The following is a 21313-nucleotide window of genomic DNA, read 5'->3' on the forward strand; positions in this document are numbered from 1 at the left end:
CATGTCAGTTCTCCTCGCGGCTGTCGGCGCCGTAGACCTCGACGAAGATGTCATCGAGCGATTTGCGGGTGGGGGCGAAGCGGGTGACGCGGATTCCCGCGTCCAGCAGTCCGTTCAGGATGCCGGCCGTGTCCGCGTCGTTCGCGACCTCCGGCTCTGCGCGGCCGGCGGTGTCCGTGGCGATCCGGTAGGCGGGGGAGTCCGGCACGGCCCCATCGTGGTCGACGTGGATGATCGTCCCGCCGAACTGCTCCTGCACCTCCTCGACGGTGCCGTACGCCCGTGAGACGCCGTCCTTCAGCAGGATGACGCGGTCGCAGAGCCGTTCCACCTCCTCCATCTGGTGCGTGACCATCATCACCGTGGAGCCGGCGCGCTTCTGGTCGTCGATGATGTCCATGAGCAGGCGGCGGTTCACCGGGTCGAAGCCCTTGGTCGGCTCGTCCAGGATGAGGAGCTCCGGCATGGTTCATGATCGTCACGCCGAGCTGCACCTTCTGCTGCTGGCCGCCGGAGAGCTTGTCGAGCCGGACTTTCTCCTTCTCGCCGATGCCGACGCGCTCCAAGTACTCGCGCGACCAGCGGCGGGCGGACTCCCTGCCGAGTCCCTTGAGCCTGCCGAAGTAGACCATGACGTCGATCACGGACTCCTTCTTGTAGAGGCCGCGTTCTTCGGGGAGGTAGCCCAGCCGCTCGCCCGCCTCGGGGCTGAACGGCTTGCCGTCGATGTGGAGGACGCCCGCGGTCGGCTGGTAGATGCCGAGCAGTGCGCGGATGGTGGTCGTCTTGCCTGAGCCGTTGCTGCCCAGGAAGCCGAAAGTCTCACCGCGGGCAATGTCGAAGGAGAGGTCGCGGATCACCGTCGTGCGGCCGAAGTCCATCCGGAAGCCGGCGATGTGGACGAGGGGGCTGGTGCTGGAGGCGGGGGCGGCTGTACACACTGAACCGAGCCTAGGGGGTGGAGTGGGTTGTGTCAGGCACTCGCGCGCTCTACTGTGTTTAATAGATATTTTGATAAAGGAACTGATTGACTATGAAAGCCGACACGGGTCTGGACGCTCGGCTCGGCCGGGCTTTCCAGGCTCTCGCCGACCCGGTCCGCCGGGCGATGATCGGCCGGCTCAGTCGGGGGCCGGCCACCGTGAACGAACTCGCCGAGCCGTTCGCGATCAGCACGCAAGCGGTCTCCCGTCACATCCAGGTGCTCCACCAGGCCGGACTCGTCACGCGCAGCCGGGAGGCGCAGCGCCGGCCTGTACACCTCGCCCCGGCCGCCCTCGAGGAGCTGACTCGGTGGATCGAGCGCCACCGCCTCATCCACGAGCAGCGTTCCCGTTCGCTCGACACTGTCGCTGGGGCGAAGGGCGGCGGGAGACCGCAGGAGACGCCCGGGAGCGAGTGAGGCTCCGCTACGCCAGGGCCTTGAGCAGGGCTGGGTGCAGCAGTCCGTTGGTGGCCAGCGAAGAGCCGTTCCCCGGGCCCGAGGCGCCCGTCACCGAGGTGAAGGCGCCGCCGGCCTCCTCCACGATCGGGATCAGCGCCGCCAGGTCGTACGTCTTCACGTCGAATTCGGCCACCGCGTCGAGGACGCCCTCGGCGAGCAGCATATAGGACCACATATCGCCGTACGCCCGATCGCGCCAGACCCGGCGGGAGAGGGCGATGAGCTTGTCCAGGTAGCCGGCCCGGTCCCACTGCTGGATGCTCTGGAAGCTCAGCGACGCGTGTTCCAGCTCGGAGACGCCGGAGACCCGCAGACGCCGAGGCTCGGAGCCGTCGGCATTCGCCGTCCACGCGCCCGCACCGGCCGCCGCCCACCAGCGCTTCCCGAGGGCCGGTGAGCTGACGACGCCGACGACCGGCTCGCCGTCGATCGCGAGTGCGATGAGAGTGCCCCACACCGGCACGCCGCGCAGGTAGTTGGATGTCCCGTCGATCGGGTCGATGATCCACTGCCGGGCCGTGTCGCCCGCGCTGCCGAACTCCTCGCCCAGGATGCCATCGCCCGGCCGCTCCGTCGCCAGCGCATCCCGCAGCGCTCGTTCGACCGCGAGATCGGCCTCGGTGACGAAGGTGTGGTCCGGCTTCGTGTCGACGTGCAGGTCGCGCACGCGGTAGTGCCCGGAGGAGAAAGCGTCGGCGGTATCCGCGAGGCGGAGGGCGAGAGCCAGGTCGTCATCGAGGGTCACGCACTGAGCCTAGCGGTGGCGGGCTGAGACACGCCCGGGCGCCGAGTCCCGATTGGCGGACGGCGCTGGGCGGATGCTAATGTGGGACCCCGGTTCTGATCGCTGGATCGAATGCGCCTCTAGCTCAATCGGCAGAGCAATTGACTCTTAATCAATGGGTTCAGGGTTCAAGTCCCTGGGGGCGCACCATGTCGGGTCGTCTACCTCTCCCATGAGGTAGGCGACCGATGTCTTTAACGCGGCAGCGATAGTGGTGAGTTGAGTCGCTGACCAACTGAGATTCCCCCTCAGTCGCTTGCCTAGGTGACTCTGGTTCATGCCAATCGTTTCACCGAGCGCGGTCTGTGTGATCTGGCGATCCCACATCAGCATATGCACACGCCGACCCACCAAAGCATCTACGTCGTGTGTCGGTGGCTGAATTTTCAGTCCTGTAGTGCTCATGTTGTGAGGATACTGACAAATTGGGTAAGAATCAACTTGCGAATTAGTCGGTAGGTGCTTACTCTGGCATCGTATTGCTGGCGGAAAAAGCACTGCAACAACCGCCCCCGGAAAATCCTCATTTCACACGACGTAGCGACCGTCGGGGCGCTCTCGGCGAGAGATGCCGCGTCGGCATCAAGAGGAATACACCTCGGAGCTCCGCGTTGTCTTCTGCGATATCAGAAACAGAACGACAAGGAACGCACAATGGATGGGCTGGACGCGCTTTCGTCCCCCGATCTGGCGGCTCGGTTCCGCCATCGCATCGGCTTTCCCGCCGAACGGGCCTTGTTCGCCGGGGAGACCGGCTCCCGAGTGGATCGGGACGCGCTCGACGCCTTCCTGGTGGCGGCGGGACGGAGCATCCCGTTCGAGAACCTCGCCCTGATGGACGGCGGCGCTGAGAAGATCAACCCCACGACCATCGCCGCGAAGATCCTCGACCGGTGGGAAGGCGGGCTCTGCTACGAGATCAACCCCCTGCTCGCACTCGCGCTGCGCGCCGAGGGGTTCGACGCTCGCGTGATCCGCGCCACGATCGCCGATCCCGACACCGACGACGGCTGGTTCCCTCTGTCTCGGACGCATGTGACGGCGCTGCTCCCCATCGGCGGCGGCCTGTTCCTCGCCGACGCGGGCTTCGGACTCAAGCAACCGCTCGGTCTCGTCCCGTGGGCGACGACGAAGGAGTCCGCACACCGCACGGCCGGTATCGTGCCGTCGCCGGAGTGCAGGGCGCCCAATGGATGCTCCAGTACGACCACGGCGATGGCTGGGCGAACGGGTACGGGTTCTCGGCCGACGACCGGATCGAGGATGCGGCGACGCTGGACGAGATCCGCGATCTCATCGCCCATCGGAGCGAGTCGGTCTTCAACAGGGGACCACTGGTGGCCCTGCCGACCGAACGCGGCAGGCTGGTGCTGAGCGCTTCCGGTCTGACCGAGGTCCGCGACGGCCGGAAGAGCGTCCACCCGCTTGGACCCGACGAGATCGCGACGGTCGCCCGGTTGTTCTTCCGTCCCTTCGGCGTCGCCTGACGGACAGGACATGTCGCCGGCAACATTCGCTGACGCGGTGCTGACGGTGACAAACGGCTTCTGCGGCTCACGCTCCCGCCCGGGATCGACCACGATGCATTGATCACCAGCCTGGCCCGTGGCTACCGGATGCGGAAGACGTTCCATACCAAGCACGCGGAACAGGAGCATGCTCAGCAACGGGCGGCGCAGAAGGCGCAGCATCGTAGCGACCGTTCAAGCATGACACCCACGACTCCGCTCCACGACACCACGGGCCAACGCGCGGCCTCGAGTGGACGCAATCATTGCCAGGGGCACTGACATCTCGTGAATTATCACAAAACGCTAACGCTTATGAAAAATATAGGCAGTGAAGTTCGGAATATCCTATGCTTATGCCAAGCGACGGCCCCTAGATTCAAAGAATTTTGGTGGTGGAATTGACAATGGTGTCATACCGGTGCCACGCGTTCCCGAGTTGCTCAACTATCATGATTGGACGCAAGCATGAAGAAAAAACTCGCACTCTTCGGTGTCGGAATCGTGGGCAGTGGACTGCTCTCGCTGGGAAGCGTGGGCGCTGCTCAAGCAGCAAGCCTGTATGACAACGTCAACTTCAGCGGTTTCATGGAGACAAGAACCTCCGGCAACGTGACCTCGAACTTCAGTGATAGGACTACCTCATTCACGAACTCGGGCTCGGAGAAGTATTGCGAGAACAAAGGTTGTGTGGGGCGGACAGTTACCCTATCCGGCAGCTACAACGATCTCCGCCCAGTAACAACTGGCCTGGGTGCCTTTGAAAACTGGAATGATCGGATTAGTGCGCTTGGCTAACGTGCTTTCAGAGGGGCCCAGATCTCGGCCACAACCGATAACGGTGGTGCGTCGAGCCTGGGTCCCTCTTGCTGTATTTGTGTCGTTGTCCTTGACAGTTGCTGGCTGTTCGAGTGGACTAGGTGTGTTTCTCAGGGACGTTGGTCAATCTGCTGATGGGTGGCTGGCTGCCGATGGCGGTGTGGGGCCTGTGGTGATTGTAGGAGTGCAGCCAGGCCGGGAGTGCGTTGCGGCGGGCTGATTCGGAGTTGTAGTGCCGGGCGTATGCCCAGCCGTCGGCGAGGGTGCGGTGGAAGCGTTCGATCTTGCCGTTCGTCTGCGGATGGTAGGGCCGGGTGCGTTTCGGTTGGATGCTGAGCTCGGCGCAAGCGTCGCGCCAGGCGTATGAGCGGTATGCGGAGCCGTTGTCGGAGAGCACCTGTTCGACGGTGACGCCACGGCTGGCGAACCAGCCGACCGCTCGACGCAGAACAGCGATTGCAGTGGCGGCGGTTTCGTCGTCGTGGATCTCGGCGTAAGCGACACGGGAGTGATCGTCGATGACGGTATGAACGAACGCTGTGCCGGTGATCATGTCGCCGGTGATCCCGTGTTTCCCGGTCCGCTTCGCGGTGATGGCCTTGTTCCGCTCTCCCTGGAGACGTCCGACGTAGCGCCAGCCGCCACCGTCGGGGATGTTGCCGAGTTTCTTGATGTCGACGTGGATCATCGATCCGGGATGCTCGTGCTCGTAGCGGCGGGCGGGTTCGCCGGTGCGGACGTCGACGTGGCTGGGCCGATTGATCCGGCACCGGGAGAGGACCGTGTGAACGGTCGAGGCGGGCATGCCGAGCTGGGCGCCGATACCGACTGGTCCCAGCCGCTTCTTCCACCGCAGATGCACGACCTTGCGGACCAGTCTTCGCGGGGTCTTGTTCGGGCTGTGATGCGGCCGTGACGAACGGTCCAGCATTCCCGCCTCGCCCATCTCCACGTAACGACGAGCCCATCGGTCCGCGGTGCGTCAGGACACTCGGAAGTAGGTCGCCGCCGCAGCAACGGACCAGCCGTCGTCGACGACTTGGCGGGCCAGGCGGAGGCATTCGCGAGGAGTCAAAGCAGCATTAGCGTGGGTCACGAGGACCTCCTAAGTCATCGAGTGCAGGGAAACTAGACAGCCCCACTCTCGACCGGGAGGTCCTCACCCATCTATCGCGTCACACCTCAACCAACGTCCCTGAGCAGCACACCTAGGGCGTGGTTTCCGATGAAATAGCGCAGCACATGGGAACTGTCCGTGAGCTGTCTAAGCCAGGGCATGCCCTCGCCCCGAACGCGGCTACGGCGACAACGAAGAACCCAGATTGGTGGTTCGATGGCTTGCCCACGCCGGTCCGTGATCGTCTCCACCGCCGACTGATTGATGCGGCCCGCGCTGCCGTTCCCAACGTCGAGCAGAAGCGGCGCACGATTATTCTTGCCGGCCCCCCCAGGAGCCGGCAAGAGTACGGTTCTCCGCGACGTTCTCTGGTCACATGGCGATATAGGTATCTCGTCGTCGACGCTGACGAATTCAAGCGCTCGTTGTTGCGAGAAGCCCAGGAAGACGGAAGCTACGAGTCATGGCTGATCCCGGACGTCATTCGCGAGCGTGAGGCGGCGGGGGAGCGGTTCTATCCGTTGGAGATGGCCGCGCTCGTGCATGAGGAATCCTCCTACCTCGCGAAGGCGCTGCGCGAAGACGCGATCGCAGATGGTGACAACATCGTGATAGATACAGTGCTCAGCTCGGTGAGCACTGCCGTTGAGTTGGGCATATACTCTTTATGCCGCCGGCTACGACGTTCGAGTGATCGATGTCGAGGTCCCCTACGAGATCTCCGAACAGCGCATCCGACAGCGATGGGCGCACGCTTACTCGATCGCATTGCAGGGCGGAGACTCCCTTGGTGGCCGATGGGTTCCTAGCGAGTATGCCCGCGAAGTGTTCGACGGTCCTGATGGCCGGTCGAAGTCGGAGGTGGCATCACGCGCGCTTGCTGAACAGTGCCCCGCTGTCAGCCGATACCGAGTTTTCCGCACGACGGAGGCGCACGCGCAGAAGCCGAATGCGAACCACACGGTTGACGTCGACCTGTCCCGCACCTCACCCGGCGGCGTCCTCATGGAAACCACCCTCGCCAAGGCTCAGAAACCCACCCCATCAGCACGCCCGAGGGCAACGGGTCACGGTACTTCAACGAACGGACCAGAACTCTCTATGTGATGGGCGCTTGCCTCGGCGTGAGCCTCAAGCCTTTCCAACGCGCGGCCGGCGTTCAAGCTCGCTCCGCCTCCAGAATTCGAACCTGGACCTAACAGCTCCAAAGGCTGCCGTGCTGCCATTACACTAAGGCGGAATGCGACCGGGCGCTCTACCTAGCTTGGGTCTGCTGCATGGGTAGGTGTCATTTGATCTGGCTTGCCCTGCGGGTGGGCCTGGAAGGATGCCATCGTGCCCAAGCCCTATCCGAAGGAGTTCCGGGATGATGTGGTGCGCGTCGCGGAGAGCCGTGAGCTCGGTGTGACGATCGAGCGGATCGCCGTCGGGGTCCATCCGATGACCCTCACGAAGTGGCTCGCCCGCTCCCGCGCCGAGAAGACCGCCGCCGAGACCGGTGCCCCGTCGCTGGGTGATCGAGACGCCGAGGTCCGCGAGTTGCGTAACCGGAACCGGCTGCTGGAGCAGGAGGTGGAGGTGCTGCGGCGGGCGGCGGCGTATCTGTCGCAAGCGCATCTGCCGGGAAAAAGGCTCTACCCGCTCGTGAAAGAGCTCTCCGGTGACGGGATCCCCGTCATGGTGACGTGCCGGGTCCTCAAGCTCGCCCGCCAGCCCTACTACCGCTGGCTCCGCGATCCCATCACCGAGGCCGAACTGGTCGAGGCGTATCGCACGAACGCCTTGTTCGACGCCCACCGCAACGACCCCGAGTTCGGGCACCGGCTCCTCGCCGACGAGGCTCGCGACGCCGGGGAGGGCATGTCGGATCGAACCGCGTGGAAGATCGCCTCGGAGAACGGCTGGTGGTCGGCATTCGGGAAGCGCAAGGCCCGCGGGAAGGGGAAGAAGCAGGGCCCGCCCGTTCACGACGACCTCGTGCAGCGCGAGTTCACCGCTGACGGGCCGAACAAGGTCTGGCTGACCGACATCACCGAGCACAAGACCGGCGAGGGCAAGCTCTACCTCTGCGCGATCAAGGACGTCTTCTCGAACAAGATCGTCGGCTACTCCATCGACTCGCGGATGAAGTCGAGTCTCGCCGTCCGGGCGTTGAGCAACGCTGTCGCGTTGCGTGGGAACGTCGCCGGTTGCGTGATCCACAGTGATAGAGGCAGTCAGGGCGGTCTCAAGTGGTCGTCGCAGCACCTTGATCGAGAGGTGGAGCGATGGGGTCATCGAACAGGCAGAAGAGTGTGCGGGCGTATCGGGGCCAGATCGCCTCGCCCGGTCGGCCGACGATCGCGTGGCGCGAAGACAGAGTCCGGTTCTGGGTGGCAATCATGACCGGCATCAAGACGGAGGAGGCTTGTGTCGCGGCCCGCGTGTCCGGGCCGGTCGGGTTCCGCTGGTTTCGCCATGCTGGCGGTGTGAACTCTCGACTTCCCGAGTGGGTGTCAGGTCGCTACCTGTCCTTCAGCGAGCGTGAGGACATCGCGATCTGGCACGCCCAGAAGGTCAGCGCCCGCGAGATCGCGCGACGACTGAAGCGCGACCCGTCGACGATCTTGCGAGAACTGCGCCGTGGCGCGTCCACGCGGACCTACGAGCTGGACTACAAGGCCACGACGGCTCAGTGGCATGCGGAGCGACGAGCGCGCCGTCCGAAGGTTGCCAAGCTCGTCACGAACCCGCGACTGCGGGGCTACGTCCAGGCCCGGCTATCGGGCGACGTGGTCGACGCCGACGGCCGCCGGCTTGGCCCAGACGGGCCCGTGTGGAAGGGCCGCAACAAGCCTCATCGAGGCGACCGTCGCTGGGTGCAGGCATGGAGCCCCGAGCAGATCTCGAACCGGCTCAAGGTCGAGTTCCCCGATGATGAGTCCATGCAGATCAGCCACGAGGCGATCTACCAGGCGCTCTATATCGAAGGCCGCGGCGCCCTGAAACGCGAGCTGGTGACCTGCCTGCGCACCGGTCGCGCGTTGCGGGTTCCGCGCGCCCGCAATAGCCAGAAGGCGTGGGGCCATGTCACCAACGAGGTCTTGATCAGCGAGCGTCCGGCGGAGGCCGAGGACCGGGCCGTTCCCGGACATTGGGAGGGCGATCTGATCATCGGCCTGCAGCGCTCAGCGATCGGCACCGTCGTCGATCGCAGCACCCGGTTCACGATGCTGGTCCACCTTCCTCGTGAGGAGGGCTACCAGCATAAGCACTCCACGAAGAACGGTCCCGCGTTGGCCGGCTACGGCGCCATCACGATGAAGAACGCGCTGGCGAACACGATGTCGACCCTCCCGACGCAGCTGGCCCGGTCGCTGACCTGGGATCGCGGGAAGGAACTCTCGGCCCACGTCGCGTTCAAGATCGAGACCGGGATTCCCGTGTTCTTCGCCGACCCGCACGCACCGTGGCAGCGGGGCACAAACGAGAACACCAACGGCCTGCTGCGTCAGTACTTCCCCAAGGGCACCGACCTGACTCGATGGAGCAGCGACGACCTTCAAGCCGTTGCCACCGCCATCAACAATCACCCGCGGAAAGTGCTCGGCTGGAAGACGCCCGCAGAGGCCTTCGCGAGATCAGCCGTCACCGCATGACCGGATCGATGGGCAGAGTCGGCGCCGCGGGTGACAACGCCGCGATGGAGAGCTTCTTCAGCCTGCTGCAGAAGAACGTCCTCAACCGCCGAGCCTGGACCACCCGCGACGAGCGACGGTCTTGGTCATGATGGTCTCGAACTCGATCGGGGTCAATCGGTCGGGGTGGGGCTGGTGTCGGCGTCGGTGTTAGGTCCGCTCGATCCAGGTCACGATCTCGATGCGTAGCCCTCACGGCCTGACTACCCACTGTCACCTATCCGTGCAGCAGACCCCTTAGCGTTGTGGTCACGGGTAGCACCCGGACAGTCGCTCAGATGGAGTCGTCGACCAGCTGCGTCGACCTACTGCCGAGGCTGTTGCAGTCAGGGGAGGCGCCCCTCAGCAGGGGACGCCTCCCCGCCCATGCGGGCGAACCCAGATGACAGTGAGGAGACGGTCATGTCGGCAACGGTTGCAAGGATCACGACGATCAGCGCCCGGTCGGAGACGAGCTTCGAGGACGCCGTGCGTGCCGGCGTGGAGCGGTCTGCGCAGACGCTTCGAAACGTGTCCGGCGCGTGGGTGAAAGAGCACTCCGTGGCGATCGAGGACGGCCGGATCACGTCGTTCCAGGTCGTGCTCGAGGTGTCGTTCGTCCTCGACGACTGACCGGCCACCGTCCCTTGTGGTTGGTGACCGTCAGGCGGGCAGCGGTACCGCCCAGCGAACGCGCGTGCCGCCGTCAGGTCCGTCGCTGAGACTGAATGTGCCGCCGTGCTCAGCGGCACGGTGGGCGAGGTTCGCGGTGCCGCTGGATCGGGTCGCGGTCGGGCTGATCCCGTCGCCGTCGTCGTCGACCGTGATGATCACCTGCTCGGCGGTGACGGTGACGCTGATCTCAGCATGGTCGGCGTTCGCGTGACGGGCCATGTTGGCGAGGGCTTCGCGGACCACGGCGACGACATCGTCGGCGAGCGTGCCGGTCAGGGTCAGGTCGATGGGTCCGCTGAAGGTGATCCTGGGGGCGTGGGACAGTGTCGGGGTGAGTTCGTTGACCACATCGAGCAGACGGTGCCTCGCCAGTTCCCGGGTATCGTTTGGAGGGCGGCTGCGGAGGTTGAAGATCGCGGTGCGGATGTCGGCGATAGCGGCGTCGAGCTCCGTGACATCCACCTCGAGCTCATCGGCGTGCGCGGGTTCCATAGTGGCGAGAGCTTGCAGACGCAGCCCGGTCGCGAACAGGCGTTGGATCACATGATCGTGCAGATCGCGGGCGATCCTGCTGCGGTCTTCGATGACTTCCAGGCGCTGACGGTCGCGGTGGGCCCAGGCCAACGAGATCGCCAGGCCGGCTTGGGTGGCGAACTCGGAGATCGTCGTCAGCTCGCCGGGCGTGAACCCGTCACCGTCCGGGCGGGACACGCACAGGGCGCCGATGGCGTGCCCGGCCGCGACCAGCGGCGCCGCCGCGGTGGAACCTGTCCAACGGTGCCCCGCAGCGGTCGCAGGGTCCTCGTCGAGGAAGGACCCGGCGACGGTCGTTCCGGTGTCGATAGCTTTCGTGGCAAGGACCGCCGCGGCGGGGAGGAGCATTCCTTCCAGGGCGGCGCTGTCGGCGCCGCGGGCGATGTCGATCCGCACGTGCTCGGCGTCGGAGGGCACCACGATGGTCACGAGATCGGCGGGCACCAGGTGCGCGAGCCGTTCCGCGACGACGCCGAGGACGTCTCCCGCGCCGGGAGACAGCAGCGCGGAGCTGATCTCGGACAGGGCGAGGCTGAGCCGCTGCTGACGGCGCGCCTCGTCGTAGAGGCGCGCGTTCTCGATGGCGATGCCGGCGGTCACGGCGAGCGACTCGATGAGGTCCTCGTCGTCGGCGGTGAACGCTCCCGTCCGCTGGTCGGTGACGTACAGGTTCCCATAGACCTCGTTGCGCACCCGGATGGGCACCCCGAGGAACGACGCCATCGGCGGATGATGCTCCGGGAACCCGACCGAGCGGGGGTCGTCGCCCAGCCGGGGCAGGCGAATGGTCTGTGCGGTGTCGATCACCGCGCCCAGCAGCCCGTGCCCTTCAGGCAGGTGCCCGATCGCGGCCGCCGTGTCCTCGTCGATCCCGACGTGGATAAAGCGTTCCAGCATCCCTTCCGCGTCGATGACTCCGAGCGCACCATAGCGGCCGCCGACAAGGGCGACCGCCGCTTGCGCGATCCGTGCCAGCACGCGGTCGAGGTCGAGCTCCTCGGTGATGGCGCGAGAAGCGTCGAGAAGCCCCGGATCCGCGTCTGTACGGTTAGGACCCGATCGGCACGGGCGATGGTTCACCGATTGTCTTCTCGAGCTCCTGGCGAGAGGGTTCGGGGAACCGGGGGGAGTCTTCATCCATCCCTCCACCTTCCGGAGTGTAACCTGAGTGTACAACGCTGCTCCGGTGTGCCGGGACCTGCCTCTCCTGCTTTTCCTGTTTCTCTTGTGTCCTTGCGATCGCAATAATGGGGTGCCGAGCGGAGGATGCAGGTTGAACGGTCGGTATGTCGTCGGGGTCAACGGATCCCGCACCTCTCAGGCAGCAGTCGAATGGGCCCGGACACGGGCCGCGCAGGATGGACGCCCCTGCGTCCCGATGCACGTGCAGGAGGATCTGGCAGAGGTCCCTCGCCTCGAGATGGATGCGTGGGCGGGTGAGTCGCTGGTTGTGCTGTACGGCCCGGTCGCGGCGTCGCTGGCCGGGTACGCGCGCACCGGTGACGTGCTGGTGGTCGGAACCGACAAGTCGGGGTTCATCCACGGTCGGGTGCTCGGATCTCTGCCGGTGCAGGTCGCCGCGTTGGCGGTGTGCATGGTCGCCGTCATTCCTGCGGTGGATCTCCGTTTCCGGGCAGGGGTGGTCGCCGGGATCGACCGGCACGATTCCGCTGGTGGCGGTCGCTCAGATCGCGGCAGCGGAGGCGATGCGTGGCGAGCGACCGTTGCAGCTGGTGCAGGCGCGCCCGGACGGGCTCGGTGAGGAAGGCTTCGATCCTGCTGTCGCTGCTGCGGAGACGACGGTGCGGGACGGCTGGCCCACGGTGACGCTTCGCACCCGGGTGGTGGCACGTCCCGCGGCGCCAGCGTTGCTGGACGCGGCCCGTAACGCTGAACTGCTGGTCCTTGGCCCCGGACGTCCCCCGCACCGAATGCCGCGCGGGTCGCGCTGGGCCGGATGCAGCATGACGTGCTCGTCAACGCGAACGCTCCCGTGCTGATCGTCCGCCCTGCCGCCTAAACGGTGATCACCAACGATCCCGATGCCCGTCCGGCCCGCAGATCGGCGATCGGGGCCCCGGTGTCGGCGAACACGTACCGAGTGACGGCGGGCTTCACATGGAGGTTGCGGGCGAGGCGGAGGAAAGCGGCGCCGTCGGCGCGGGTGTTCGCGGTGACGGTGCGCAGGTCCCGTTCCTGGAACAGATTGCGGGTGTAGTCCATCGCGGGGATGTCGGTCATATGGATGCCCGCCAGCACGACCGTGCCGCCCGGACGGGTGGCCTGCAGGGCGGCCGGCACGAGTTCGCCGGCGGGCGCGAACACGATCGCCGCATCGACCGGGGCAGGCGGGGCGGTGGTCGCGTCGCCGACGAACACCGCCCCGAGCCTGCGCGCGAGCTCCCGGTTCCTCTCACCACGGGTCATCGCAAGGATCTGCATCCCCTGCGTGGAAGCCAACTGTGCGGTCAGGTGCGCGCTGGACCCGAACCCGTAGATCCCCAGTCGTCCGCCCGGCGGAATGTTGGCGCGGACGAGGGCCCGGTACCCGATGATTCCCGCGCACAGCAGCGGGGCCACCTCGACCGGGTCGGACTCACGGGGAAGGGGATACACGAACGCCTCGGGCGCCGTCACGTATTCCGCGAACCCGCCGTCGGCGTCCCAGCCAGTGTACTGCGACGCGGGGCACAGGTTCTCCTTTCCCTCCCGGCACCATGTACAGGTGCCGCAGGTGCGCCGCAGCCATGCCACCCCGACCCGGTCCCCGCGATGCAGTCTGCGCACGCCGCGCCCGGCATCGGTTACGATTCCCACCACCTGGTGCCCCGGGGTCACTCCCGCACGATGGACGGGGATCTCCTGGTCGATGACGTGCAGGTCGGTGCGGCACACCCCGCACGCCTCGACTTTGACGAGGACCTCGTCCGGGCCTGGCACTGGCACTGGCCGGGTCGTCAAGGTCAGATCACCGGCGGTGTCCCCGGTGACCCAGGCGCGCATCGTGGCGGGACGGATGGAGCTGTTCATTCGTGATCGGAGAACGGGGGAAAGTGCGGGATCGGCAGCGGCTTGTCGAGGGAACCGTCGTGCATGATGGTGGGATGCGCGATGACGGGCGGGCGGTGCGCGGCGGAGTGCCCGGCGGGCATCTTCGGGAACCGGCGGCCGGTGACGGTGCGGGGGGTGAGCTGGATGAAGTTCTGCTTGGGGGTGGGGCTCCATGACTGGAGTCGCAGGACCCCGGCGGCCTCGATCTCATCGTCAGAGTCCAGCCGGCGCGCCGTGACCCGGATGACCACGCTCCACCGATGCCCGAGATCTTCCCCGTCGATCTCGAACGCGACCGAAGCATGGTCGAGGATGCTGCGCAGTTTGCTGCCTGGCCCGGATCGGACGTACACGCTCCCCTCGTGGACGAGGTAGTTCATCGGGAACACGTCCGGGGCCCCATCGGCGCCGTCGACCGCGAACCGCCCCAGGGACCCGTGCTGGACCAGCTCCCAGCAGGAGGCCGTGTCCAAGTCCACGACCCCGAACGAGGCCGCCGATCGCGGTGGCGGCCCCGGGGCTTTCTGATACGGGTTGGGGAGGTCCTCGGGCATGTCAGATCGCCGTCCAGCCGCCGTCGACGGGAAGGATCGCGCCGGACACGTCGGAGGCGTCGTCGCTGAGCAGCCAGGTGATCGCGGCGGCCAGCGCTGCCGGTTGCGCGACGGCGGGAATGGTGGCTTGCATGATGGGGCCGAGTCGTTCCTGTGCGAGGGGTGAACGGAAGGGTGCTTCGATGTTCGTCGCGACCGGTCCGGGGGCGACGGCGTTGCAGCGGATTCCCTTCGGGGTGTAGAAGAATGCGGTGCTGATCGTGAACCCGTTCACCGCGTGCTTGGACACCGTGTATGTGGTTCCGGCGGCGGAGCCGCGCTGTCCGGCTTCGGAGCTGACGTTGACGATCGAGCCCGCACCGGCCTCGATCATCGCCGGCAGCACGGCACGGGTCAGTCGCATCATCGCGGTGACATTGACGGCGAGGACGCGGTCCCAGGTCTGGTCGTTGATCTCGGCGGAGGGCTCGAAGCCGTCCATGATCCCGGCGATGTTCGCGAGCCCGGCGATCCGGGGGCCTGCGGCGGCGAGCACGCGGTCCACGGTGAGTTGCTCGGCGAGATCCCCGTCGACGGTGGCGACCCTGGTGCCCAGCTCGCCCTCGAGGGCGCGGAGCCGCTGACGGGAGATGTCCACCCCGATTACGCGTGCGCCTTCCTCCGCCAGACGCACCGCGGTCGCATGGCCGATCCCGGACCCGGCCCCGGTGACCACGATCGTGCGGTCGGTGAAGCGGTTCTCGGTCATCGTCGCTGCCCCTTTCGTTTCGCGCGTGACCCGCGACAGGTCCAGCGAACCCGCGGGGGACGCGCCTGGTCGGGCCGAAAGTCCCATGCACGGTGCCTGCGTTGTGGGTACAGTGCTGGGCAGGTCCCCGCCGCGCCCCCGACGCGGGGCGATGGGTGGTGAGTGATGACCGGGATCTTCCTCGTCGACGACCACGAGGTGGTCCGTCACGGCATCTCAGACGTGCTGGATGCGCAACCAGGGCTAGAGGTGGTCGGCGAGGCGTCGACCTGCGGGGAGGCGAAGGGCCGGATCGCGGCGACCCTGCCGGATGTGGCCGTGCTGGATATGCACCTGCCCGACGGCAGCGGCATCGACTTGTGCCGGCACATCCGGCAGGAGCATCCGAGCGTGCGATGCCTGATCCTGACCGCGTTCGACGATGACGACGCCGTGCTCGCCGCGGCGATGGCGGATGCGTCCGGATACCTGTTGAAGACGCTGCGGATCATGGACCTCGCCGCTGCGGTCCGCGCCGTCGCCGACGGCCGCACCCTGCTGGACCCCTCCATGGCGAAACGTGCCACTCAGCAGATGCGGACCGTGCAGGACGAGGATCCCCGGTTCGGGTCGCTGAGCCTTCGGGAAAGACAGATCCTCGCGTTGATCGCCGACGCACTCACGAACCGTCAGATCGGGGACCGGCTCGGCCTCGCAGAGAAGACGGTCAAGAACTACGTGTCGACGATGCTGTCTAAGCTCGGATTCGAACACCGAACCCAGGCCGCGGTCTTCGAACTCGAACGAACTGGCACGGCACGGTGAACCCGGACCCTTGCTGGGCCGGCGTGACGCCCGGTCAGCGCCACTGCCACCACGGCATCATCGGTCCGAGCTGCTCAGGCACGTAGGCGAAGAATCGGGAGATCGCCGCGGTGAGGAGCCAGAGCCCGAATCCTGCGGCGGTGATGATCCAGGCGATCATCTTGTGCTGCTCGTAGTCAGGCAGCAGCCGCCCTTCCTTGTCGCGCTGCACACCGGCAAGGGTGAGGATGAGGTCGATGAGCCACCAGATCCCGAATCCTCCGATGGTGAGGAGCTTCGGGATCCCGGTGCCGATCTTCCCGAGGTAGAACCGGTCCACACCGAGGAACCCCAGCAGCCACGCAAACATCCAGGTGGCGATGAACGACCGATCCGACACGTCGTTGTGCGGGATCCCGGCGCCTCGGCGCGGCGGTGGACGGGGTGTTCGCGGCCATCTTCGCCTCCTTCGGCGTCCATACTGCCCGCCCGCGGCTGCGACTGGCGGGCCGAAGGTCCCGGGTCTTCGAGGCGCATCCCGGTGGCGGGCGCGACGTGCGCGTCCGATCGACGATGTCCGGTGGGATCGCCGGATCGAGACGGTCAGACCCCGAGCGTTTCGAGCACGTGGTAGACGAGGTAGACCGGCCACACGATCGCCTGCGGCAAGCCGAGTACGACGGACCAGAAGCGTCCGTCGGAGTGCGAGATGAAGTAGATCGCCGCACCGATGTAGGCGAGCAGGAAGAAGAATCCCCACACGCCGTTCCTCTCCACCACCCGACCGCTACGCCCGTTCTCCATCATTCCTGCTCCCTCCCGCTCGTCCCTGCAAACGCGTACCGTGTCATCGCCTCATCGGGCCGGGTTTCCCATCGGCGCACCGTCCGGTTGTCCCGCCGGATTGACGCGGGTGCCGAGGACGCCGGCGACGACGTCTTCGGCATGCTCGAGCGGGCCGATCACGGCGGGCCGCCCGGTGACGGTGACGAAGTCGCAGGCCGCTTCCACTTTGGGGCGCATCGATCCGGCGGGCAGGTCCAGTGCCCGTGCGAGCGGTGGGGTGGTGTCGGTGAGGACAGTCGCGTCGGGGGTGCGGTATCCGATGATCACCCCGGGCACGTCGGTGAGGATGACGAGCTTGTCCGCGTGCAGCAGGCGTCCGAGGAGCGCCGCGGTGTGGTCCTTGTCGATCACGGCGTCGACGAGCTGGTCGCTGTCGTCGGCGTGCGTGAGGGGGATGCCTCCGCCGCCGCCCATGATCACAGTCGTTCCGGCGTTGAGGAGTGTGCGGCATGTGTCGATCTCGAGAATCTGCCGGGGCCGGGGGGACGAGACGACTCGGCGCCATCCGTCCCCGTCGGGTGCGATGCTCCAACCGTGTTTGCGAGCGAGGGCGCGGGCGTGGTGTTCGTCGTAGACGTTCCCGATGAACTTCTCCGGCGTGAGCAGTGCGGGGTCGTCGCTGTCGATGCTCACGTGGGTCACGACGGTGGCGGTCGCCACGTCCGGGTCGGCGCCGTGGAGCGCCTGCTGCAGCAGGGATCCGATGAGGCCCTGGGTGGCGGCGGAGAGCAGCCCCAGCGGGTAGGGTGCGGCGAGGGATGGGTCTGCGGCGGATTCTCGGGCGAGCAGCCCGATCTGGGGGCCGTTGCCGTGCACGAACACGACTTGGTGGGTGGCGGCCAGCCGAGCGAGTGCGGGGGCGGCGACGGCGAGCCGGGCCGCCTGGGTGGCTGCCTCCGGGGGTTCCCCGCGGTGCAGGAGCGCGTTGCCGCCTAGCGCGATCACGAGACGCACGGCGACTCACCCGGTCTCGGTGAGGCTGTGCAGCAGGACGGCCTTGATGGTGTGCAGCCGGTTCTCGGCCTGATCGAACACGACCGAACGGGCAGAGCGGAACACGTCGTCGCTGATCTCCGCACCGTCCAGCCCGTACCGGGTGAACATCTCCTCCCCGAGGGTCGTGTGCCGGTCGTGCAGCGCGGGCAGGCAGTGCAGGATCTTCACGTCCGGGTTGCCGGTGCGGTCGACGAGGGCCCGGTCGATCCGGTAGGGGTGCAGCAGCGGGACGCGCTCGGCCCACCGCTCGGGCGGCTCGCCCATGCTGACCCACACGTCCGCGTACAGGAAGTCGGCGTCCCGGACGGCTTCGTCGATGTCGTCGGTGACGAGGATCTTCCCACCGGTGCGCGTGGCCCGCTCGTGCGCCTCCTGGACGATGCCCGGGTCGGGGCGCAGCGCCGCGGGGCAGGCGACCCGCACGTCCAGGCCGCGCAGGGCGCCGCTGACCAGGAGGCTATGCACCACGTTGTCGTTGCCGTCGCCGACGAAGCACACCTTCGCGGGTGTGGCGGCGTGGTGGTGTTCGTGGATGGTGAGCAGGTCGGCGAGGGCCTGGGTGGGGTGCCAGGTGTCGGTGAGCGCGTTCCAGACCGGCACGCCGGCGTGGACGGCGAGGGTGTCGACGGATGCCTGCGCGAAGCCGCGGAATGCGATTCCATCGTAGTAGCGGCCGAGCACCCGGGCGGTGTCCTCGACCGACTCGGTCGCGCCCAGATGGCTGTTGGCCGGATCGATATAGGTGCAGTGAGCGCCTTCGTCGTAGGCGGCCACCTCGAACGCGCTGCGGGTACGGGTGGAGGGCTTCTCGAACAGCACCGCGATGGTCCGACCCGCCAGCCGCGGTGGTGTCGCCGCGTGTCTGGTGGCTTTCAGCTGGCCGGCGAGCTCAAGCAGGGTGGTGAGCTCGTCGAAAGTGAGGTCGGTGTCTTTCCGCAGATGCCGGAGCCCGGCCGTCGTCGCGGTGCTCATGACCGCGGGGCGGGGTCGCGTTGGATGGGGCAGGACATGCACCGAGACCCGCCTCGGCCGCGTCCCAGTTCGCTGCCGCTGATGGTGATGACCTCGATGCCCTGCTTGCGGAGCATCGTGTTGGTGGCGACGTTGCGGTCGTAGCCGATCACGACACCGGGGGCGATGGTGAGGAAGTTGTTCGCGTCGTCCCACTGCTCCCGCGCCGCGGCCCACGGGTCTTCGGTGGTGGTCAGCATCCGGATCCCATCGGTGTCCAGTGTCTCTTCCAGCAGCGGCACCAGGTCGCGGGGCTCGCTGATGGTGAGACCGTCGGGGTCGTCGTTGGGGACGATCAGGTGGGCGCGCAGCGCGGTGTGCCGCAGGGAGGGGGAGAGGACGAAGTTGTGCGGGTCGAGCATCGTCATGAGGGTGTCCAGGTGCATCATCGCGTGCGAGCGGGGAAGCCCGATCGCGATGACCTTCTCGGCCTCTCTGGTGCGGAACAGTGCCTGCGCGAGGGCCTCGACGGCCATCGGGGTGGTGCGCTCGCCCATTCCGATGAGCACCGCGCCGCGGCCGAGGATGTGGATGTCGCCGCCCTCGATCGCGGAGACCGACCGGTGCTCGTCGGGGTTGTACCGTTCGATCCCGGCGGAGGCGAAGAGGGGGTGGTGGTCGTAGATGGCGCGGACGGTCGTCGTCTCCCGCACACGGGCGGGTTTGGCCATCACGTTGACGTTGACGCCGCCGTAGATCCAGGCGGAGCTGTCTCGGGGGAACAGGGTGTTCGGCAGCGGCGGGAGCACGAACCCGAGCGGGTCGGTGGTGTGCCAGAGCAGGCTGTCGGTGGCGGGTGTGCCCAGTTCCGCCGCGGTGATCCCCCCGATCAGGAGCTCGGTGAGGTCTTCGGGGGTCTTGTCATCGAGGATGCTGCGCAGCAGCGGGGCGAACACGGGACCGTACTGGTCGGGGGTGCAGAGCCGGTCGAGGATGAAGGCGCGGGCCGCGGGGAGGGTGAGAGTCTCGGTGAGCAGGTCGGTGAAGGCATGCACGACGATATCGTGGGAGCGCAGCACCTCGACGAACGCGTCGTGCTCGCCGCGGGCCTTCGCGCCCCAGAGGACGTCGTCGAACAGCAGCTGCTCGCAGTTGTCGGGGGTGAGTCGGTCCAGTTCGCGGCCGGGTCGATGCACGATCACCTGCCGCAGCGTGCCGACCTCGGAGTGCATGCCGAGCGGTGCCGCCCCCGCCGCGGCTTCCGCGGGGGCAGCTGCGGTCTGGGCTGGGGTCGTCATGACCGGGCCCCCTTGCCCGCGGGAGTCGGCTCGCCGACCGGTTCGGAGGCGGTGATCAGCGCTGCCGGGGTGTCGGGGACGGTGCTCGCATCCCAGGGCGTGGGGCTGGGGATGCCGCGGCGCCGGTTGGAGGCCTTCATCCAGACGTACAGGGGCACGCCGAGCAGGAACGCGATCGCGCCGTAGAAGGTGGCCTCGGCGCCGGTTCCGATCAGCGCCCAGAACGAGAACACGAGCGCGAGTACTCCGACGGTGACATCCCGGGCCAGGTGCGACCAGGAGACGGCGCGGGTGCGGGTGACGACCCAGTAGATCTGGGATGCCGCGGAGAACAGGTACGGGATGACGGCGGTGAACACGGTCAGCAGCACCACCATGGTGAACACCTGCTCGAAGCTGGTGTACGCGAGGATCGTCAGCAGGGTCGCCAGCACGGTGGATGCGATGATGCCCACGAGCGGCATGCCGCGGTGCTCTTTCGCGAACACGCGGGGGAACATGCCGTCCTGGGCGGCGGCGTGCGGCATCTCGCCGACGATGAACGTCCACCCGACCAGGCAGCCCAGCCCGGAGATCACCGCGACCACGGCGATGGTCTGCCCGGCCCAGGCGCCGGAGAAGATCGCGTTCGCAGCGTCGCTGAACGGGGCGGTTGACGTGCGCAGATCGGCGTTGCTCACGGTGCCGAACAGGGCAACGGTGCCCAGGATATAGACGAGGCCGCAGGCGAGGGTGCCGTAGATGGTGGCGCGGGGGACGTTCTTCTCGGGGTCGCGGACCCGGCCCGCGGCGACGGACGCGGTCTCGATGCCGAGGTAGGCGAACAGGGCCACGGCTCCCGCGCCGGCGAGCGCGGTCCATGCGTCGGTGCCGGAGGAGTTGAACGGGCCGAAGTTGGCGGGGTTGAGGAAGAAAAGCCCGAGGATGGCGATTAGGGCGAGCGGCACGATCTTCAGGACCGTGAACACGACCTGCGCGCCGCCCATGCTGCGTAGTCCGAGCACGTTGATGAGGACGGGGATCCACAGGCAGACCACGGCGATGACGATCGACCAGACCACGTTGTGGTCGGTGTTGATGAACACCTCGACGTAGCCGGTGAGGGCGACCACGATGGCGGCGTTGCCGGCCCACGCGGTCAGCCAGTACGACCACGCGTTGAGGAATCCGGCGAACTCGCCGAACGCGTCCCGCGCGTACAGGTAGGGGCCGCCGGAGCCGGGGACGCGTTTGGTGAGCTGTCCGAACACGACAGCCAGGGCCAGGGCGCCGATGGTGGCCAGGATGAAGGCGATGATGCTGATCGGCCCGAACGCGGCCAGCGCGGACGGCAGCCCGAACACGCCGGTGCCGATCACCGACCCGACGACGAGGGCGGACGCGGCGGGCAGTCCGAGCTTCTTGCCCCGCAGGGCCGGTGTTGTACTCATACCGGCATCGTGGCGGGCGCCCGCGGCCCAGTCCGGGCCGAAAGTCCCACCGCCATGCCGCCGTGTTGGCGCGGGGGATGGCGATCGGTCTTGCGGCCCCCACGGGGAGCTGTGCATCG

The 21313-nt window shown here is 67.0% G+C and carries 19 protein-coding genes, 2 tRNA genes and 4 pseudogenes; 11 read left to right on the forward strand and 14 right to left on the reverse strand.

The annotated features are described in order from the left end of the window. Positions 1-4 precede the first annotated feature (4 nt). Positions 5-881, reverse strand: a pseudogene (locus tag O159_RS04170) (ABC transporter ATP-binding protein). A gap of 152 nt (positions 882-1033) precedes the next feature. On the opposite strand from O159_RS04170, the gene O159_RS04175 reads away from it, so the two are divergent. Beyond that, a complete protein-coding gene (locus tag O159_RS04175; protein WP_021754508.1) occupies positions 1034-1402 on the forward strand; it encodes an ArsR/SmtB family transcription factor in 369 nt (122 codons plus the stop codon). A gap of 7 nt (positions 1403-1409) precedes the next feature. Here O159_RS04175 and O159_RS04180 read toward each other — a convergent pair whose 3' ends face one another. Beyond that, positions 1410-2189 (reverse strand): inositol monophosphatase family protein, encoded by a 780-nt coding sequence (locus O159_RS04180; RefSeq protein WP_021754509.1) that lies wholly within the window; start codon positions 2187-2189, stop codon positions 1410-1412. A 113-nt stretch (positions 2190-2302) separates the two neighbouring features. On the opposite strand from O159_RS04180, the gene O159_RS04185 reads away from it, so the two are divergent. The 4 genes and pseudogenes from O159_RS04185 to O159_RS14410 all read left to right on the forward strand — a co-directional run bounded on the left by O159_RS04185 (position 2303) and on the right by O159_RS14410 (position 4534). Continuing rightward, positions 2303-2378 (forward strand) — tRNA-Lys (locus O159_RS04185). A gap of 504 nt (positions 2379-2882) precedes the next feature. Next, a pseudogene (locus O159_RS16735) lies at positions 2883-3287 on the forward strand (arylamine N-acetyltransferase); the annotation flags it as partial. A gap of 59 nt (positions 3288-3346) precedes the next feature. Further along, positions 3347-3715: an arylamine N-acetyltransferase gene (locus O159_RS16215; RefSeq protein ID WP_021754512.1), complete on the forward strand. Its 369-nt coding sequence runs from the start codon at positions 3347-3349 to the stop codon at positions 3713-3715. Between the two features lie 489 nt (positions 3716-4204). Continuing rightward, the gene (locus tag O159_RS14410) at positions 4205-4534 is read left to right on the forward strand and encodes a hypothetical protein (protein WP_144267550.1); all 330 of its coding nucleotides are present in this window, start codon (positions 4205-4207) and stop codon (positions 4532-4534) included. Between the two features lie 118 nt (positions 4535-4652). Here O159_RS14410 and O159_RS04195 read toward each other — a convergent pair. Together O159_RS04195 and O159_RS04200 are read right to left on the reverse strand one after the other, a co-directional pair. Then, a pseudogene (locus tag O159_RS04195) lies at positions 4653-5651 on the reverse strand (IS481 family transposase). A 1189-nt stretch (positions 5652-6840) separates the two neighbouring features. Beyond that, positions 6841-6912 (reverse strand) — tRNA-Gln (locus O159_RS04200). Positions 6913-7007: 95 nt separating this feature from the next. On the opposite strand from O159_RS04200, the gene O159_RS04205 reads away from it, so the two are divergent. The 4 genes and pseudogenes from O159_RS04205 (at position 7008) to O159_RS04215 (ending at position 9961) form a co-directional block, all read left to right on the forward strand. Beyond that, positions 7008-8057 (forward strand): IS3 family transposase, encoded by a 1050-nt coding sequence (locus tag O159_RS04205; protein ID WP_021754515.1) that lies wholly within the window; start codon positions 7008-7010, stop codon positions 8055-8057. Continuing rightward, positions 7940-9310, forward strand: a complete 1371-nt coding sequence (locus O159_RS04210) for an IS30 family transposase (RefSeq protein ID WP_043993500.1) — start codon at positions 7940-7942, stop codon at positions 9308-9310. Before O159_RS04205 ends, O159_RS04210 begins: the two co-directional genes overlap by 118 nt. Then, positions 9298-9429: pseudogene (locus tag O159_RS14415) on the forward strand (IS3-like element ISAar45 family transposase); the annotation flags it as partial. The gene O159_RS04210 and the pseudogene O159_RS14415, both read left to right, overlap by 13 nt. Before the next feature lie 322 nt (positions 9430-9751). Then, positions 9752-9961, forward strand: coding sequence for a dodecin family protein (locus tag O159_RS04215; RefSeq protein WP_021754518.1), 210 nt, complete (start codon positions 9752-9754; stop codon positions 9959-9961). A 30-nt stretch (positions 9962-9991) separates the two neighbouring features. Here the strand turns inward: O159_RS04215 and O159_RS04220 are convergent, their stop codons facing one another. Further along, the gene (locus O159_RS04220; protein ID WP_081689808.1) at positions 9992-11674 is read right to left on the reverse strand and encodes a sensor histidine kinase; all 1683 of its coding nucleotides are present in this window, start codon (positions 11672-11674) and stop codon (positions 9992-9994) included. Between the two features lie 241 nt (positions 11675-11915). Here O159_RS04220 and O159_RS04225 point away from each other — a divergent pair, with 241 nt between their 5' ends. Beyond that, complete coding sequence (locus O159_RS04225) at positions 11916-12299, forward strand: hypothetical protein (RefSeq protein ID WP_021754522.1); 384 nt, start codon at positions 11916-11918, stop codon at positions 12297-12299. Positions 12300-12553: 254 nt separating this feature from the next. Here O159_RS04225 and O159_RS04230 read toward each other — a convergent pair whose 3' ends face one another. From O159_RS04230 to O159_RS04240, 3 genes are read right to left on the reverse strand one after another with little or no spacing between them, the layout of a single operon-like run. After that, positions 12554-13567, reverse strand: coding sequence for a zinc-dependent alcohol dehydrogenase family protein (locus O159_RS04230; RefSeq protein ID WP_021754524.1), 1014 nt, complete (start codon positions 13565-13567; stop codon positions 12554-12556). Further along, positions 13564-14142, reverse strand: coding sequence for a pyridoxamine 5'-phosphate oxidase family protein (locus tag O159_RS13155; RefSeq protein WP_021754525.1), 579 nt, complete (start codon positions 14140-14142; stop codon positions 13564-13566). Before O159_RS13155 ends, O159_RS04230 begins: the two co-directional genes overlap by 4 nt. Position 14143: 1 nt before the next feature. Further along, positions 14144-14890 carry an SDR family NAD(P)-dependent oxidoreductase gene (locus tag O159_RS04240; RefSeq protein WP_021754526.1) on the reverse strand — a complete coding sequence of 249 codons (747 nt, stop codon included), beginning with the start codon at positions 14888-14890 and terminating at the stop codon, positions 14144-14146. A 165-nt stretch (positions 14891-15055) separates the two neighbouring features. Here O159_RS04240 and O159_RS04245 point away from each other — a divergent pair, with 165 nt between their 5' ends. Next, complete coding sequence (locus tag O159_RS04245; protein WP_021754527.1) at positions 15056-15694, forward strand: response regulator; 639 nt, start codon at positions 15056-15058, stop codon at positions 15692-15694. Between the two features lie 34 nt (positions 15695-15728). On the opposite strand, the gene O159_RS13825 is transcribed toward O159_RS04245, so the two are convergent. The 6 genes from O159_RS13825 to O159_RS04275 all read right to left on the reverse strand — a co-directional run bounded on the left by O159_RS13825 (position 15729) and on the right by O159_RS04275 (position 21194). Continuing rightward, positions 15729-16073 (reverse strand): TM2 domain-containing protein, encoded by a 345-nt coding sequence (locus O159_RS13825; RefSeq protein ID WP_021754528.1) that lies wholly within the window; start codon positions 16071-16073, stop codon positions 15729-15731. A 203-nt stretch (positions 16074-16276) separates the two neighbouring features. Further along, a complete protein-coding gene (locus tag O159_RS04255; protein WP_236609539.1) occupies positions 16277-16480 on the reverse strand; it encodes a hypothetical protein in 204 nt (67 codons plus the stop codon). Between the two features lie 48 nt (positions 16481-16528). Further along, entirely contained in the window at positions 16529-17473 is a 945-nt protein-coding gene (locus O159_RS04260; protein WP_021754529.1) for a carbamate kinase, read from the reverse strand. A 6-nt stretch (positions 17474-17479) separates the two neighbouring features. Beyond that, positions 17480-18487: an ornithine carbamoyltransferase gene (gene argF, locus O159_RS04265; RefSeq protein WP_021754530.1), complete on the reverse strand. Its 1008-nt coding sequence runs from the start codon at positions 18485-18487 to the stop codon at positions 17480-17482. Then, a complete protein-coding gene (locus O159_RS04270; protein ID WP_021754531.1) occupies positions 18484-19764 on the reverse strand; it encodes an arginine deiminase in 1281 nt (426 codons plus the stop codon). The genes argF and O159_RS04270 overlap by 4 nt, the downstream gene beginning before the upstream one ends. After that, on the reverse strand, positions 19761-21194 hold the full coding sequence (locus O159_RS04275) for an amino acid permease (protein WP_021754532.1): 1434 nt from the start codon (positions 21192-21194) through the stop codon (positions 19761-19763). Before O159_RS04275 ends, O159_RS04270 begins: the two co-directional genes overlap by 4 nt. Between the last annotated feature and the right edge of the window lie 119 nt (positions 21195-21313).

It is taken from the genome of Leifsonia xyli subsp. cynodontis DSM 46306 (assembly GCF_000470775.1).
In the GTDB taxonomy this organism is placed as follows: Bacteria; Actinomycetota; Actinomycetes; order Actinomycetales; family Microbacteriaceae; genus Leifsonia; species Leifsonia cynodontis.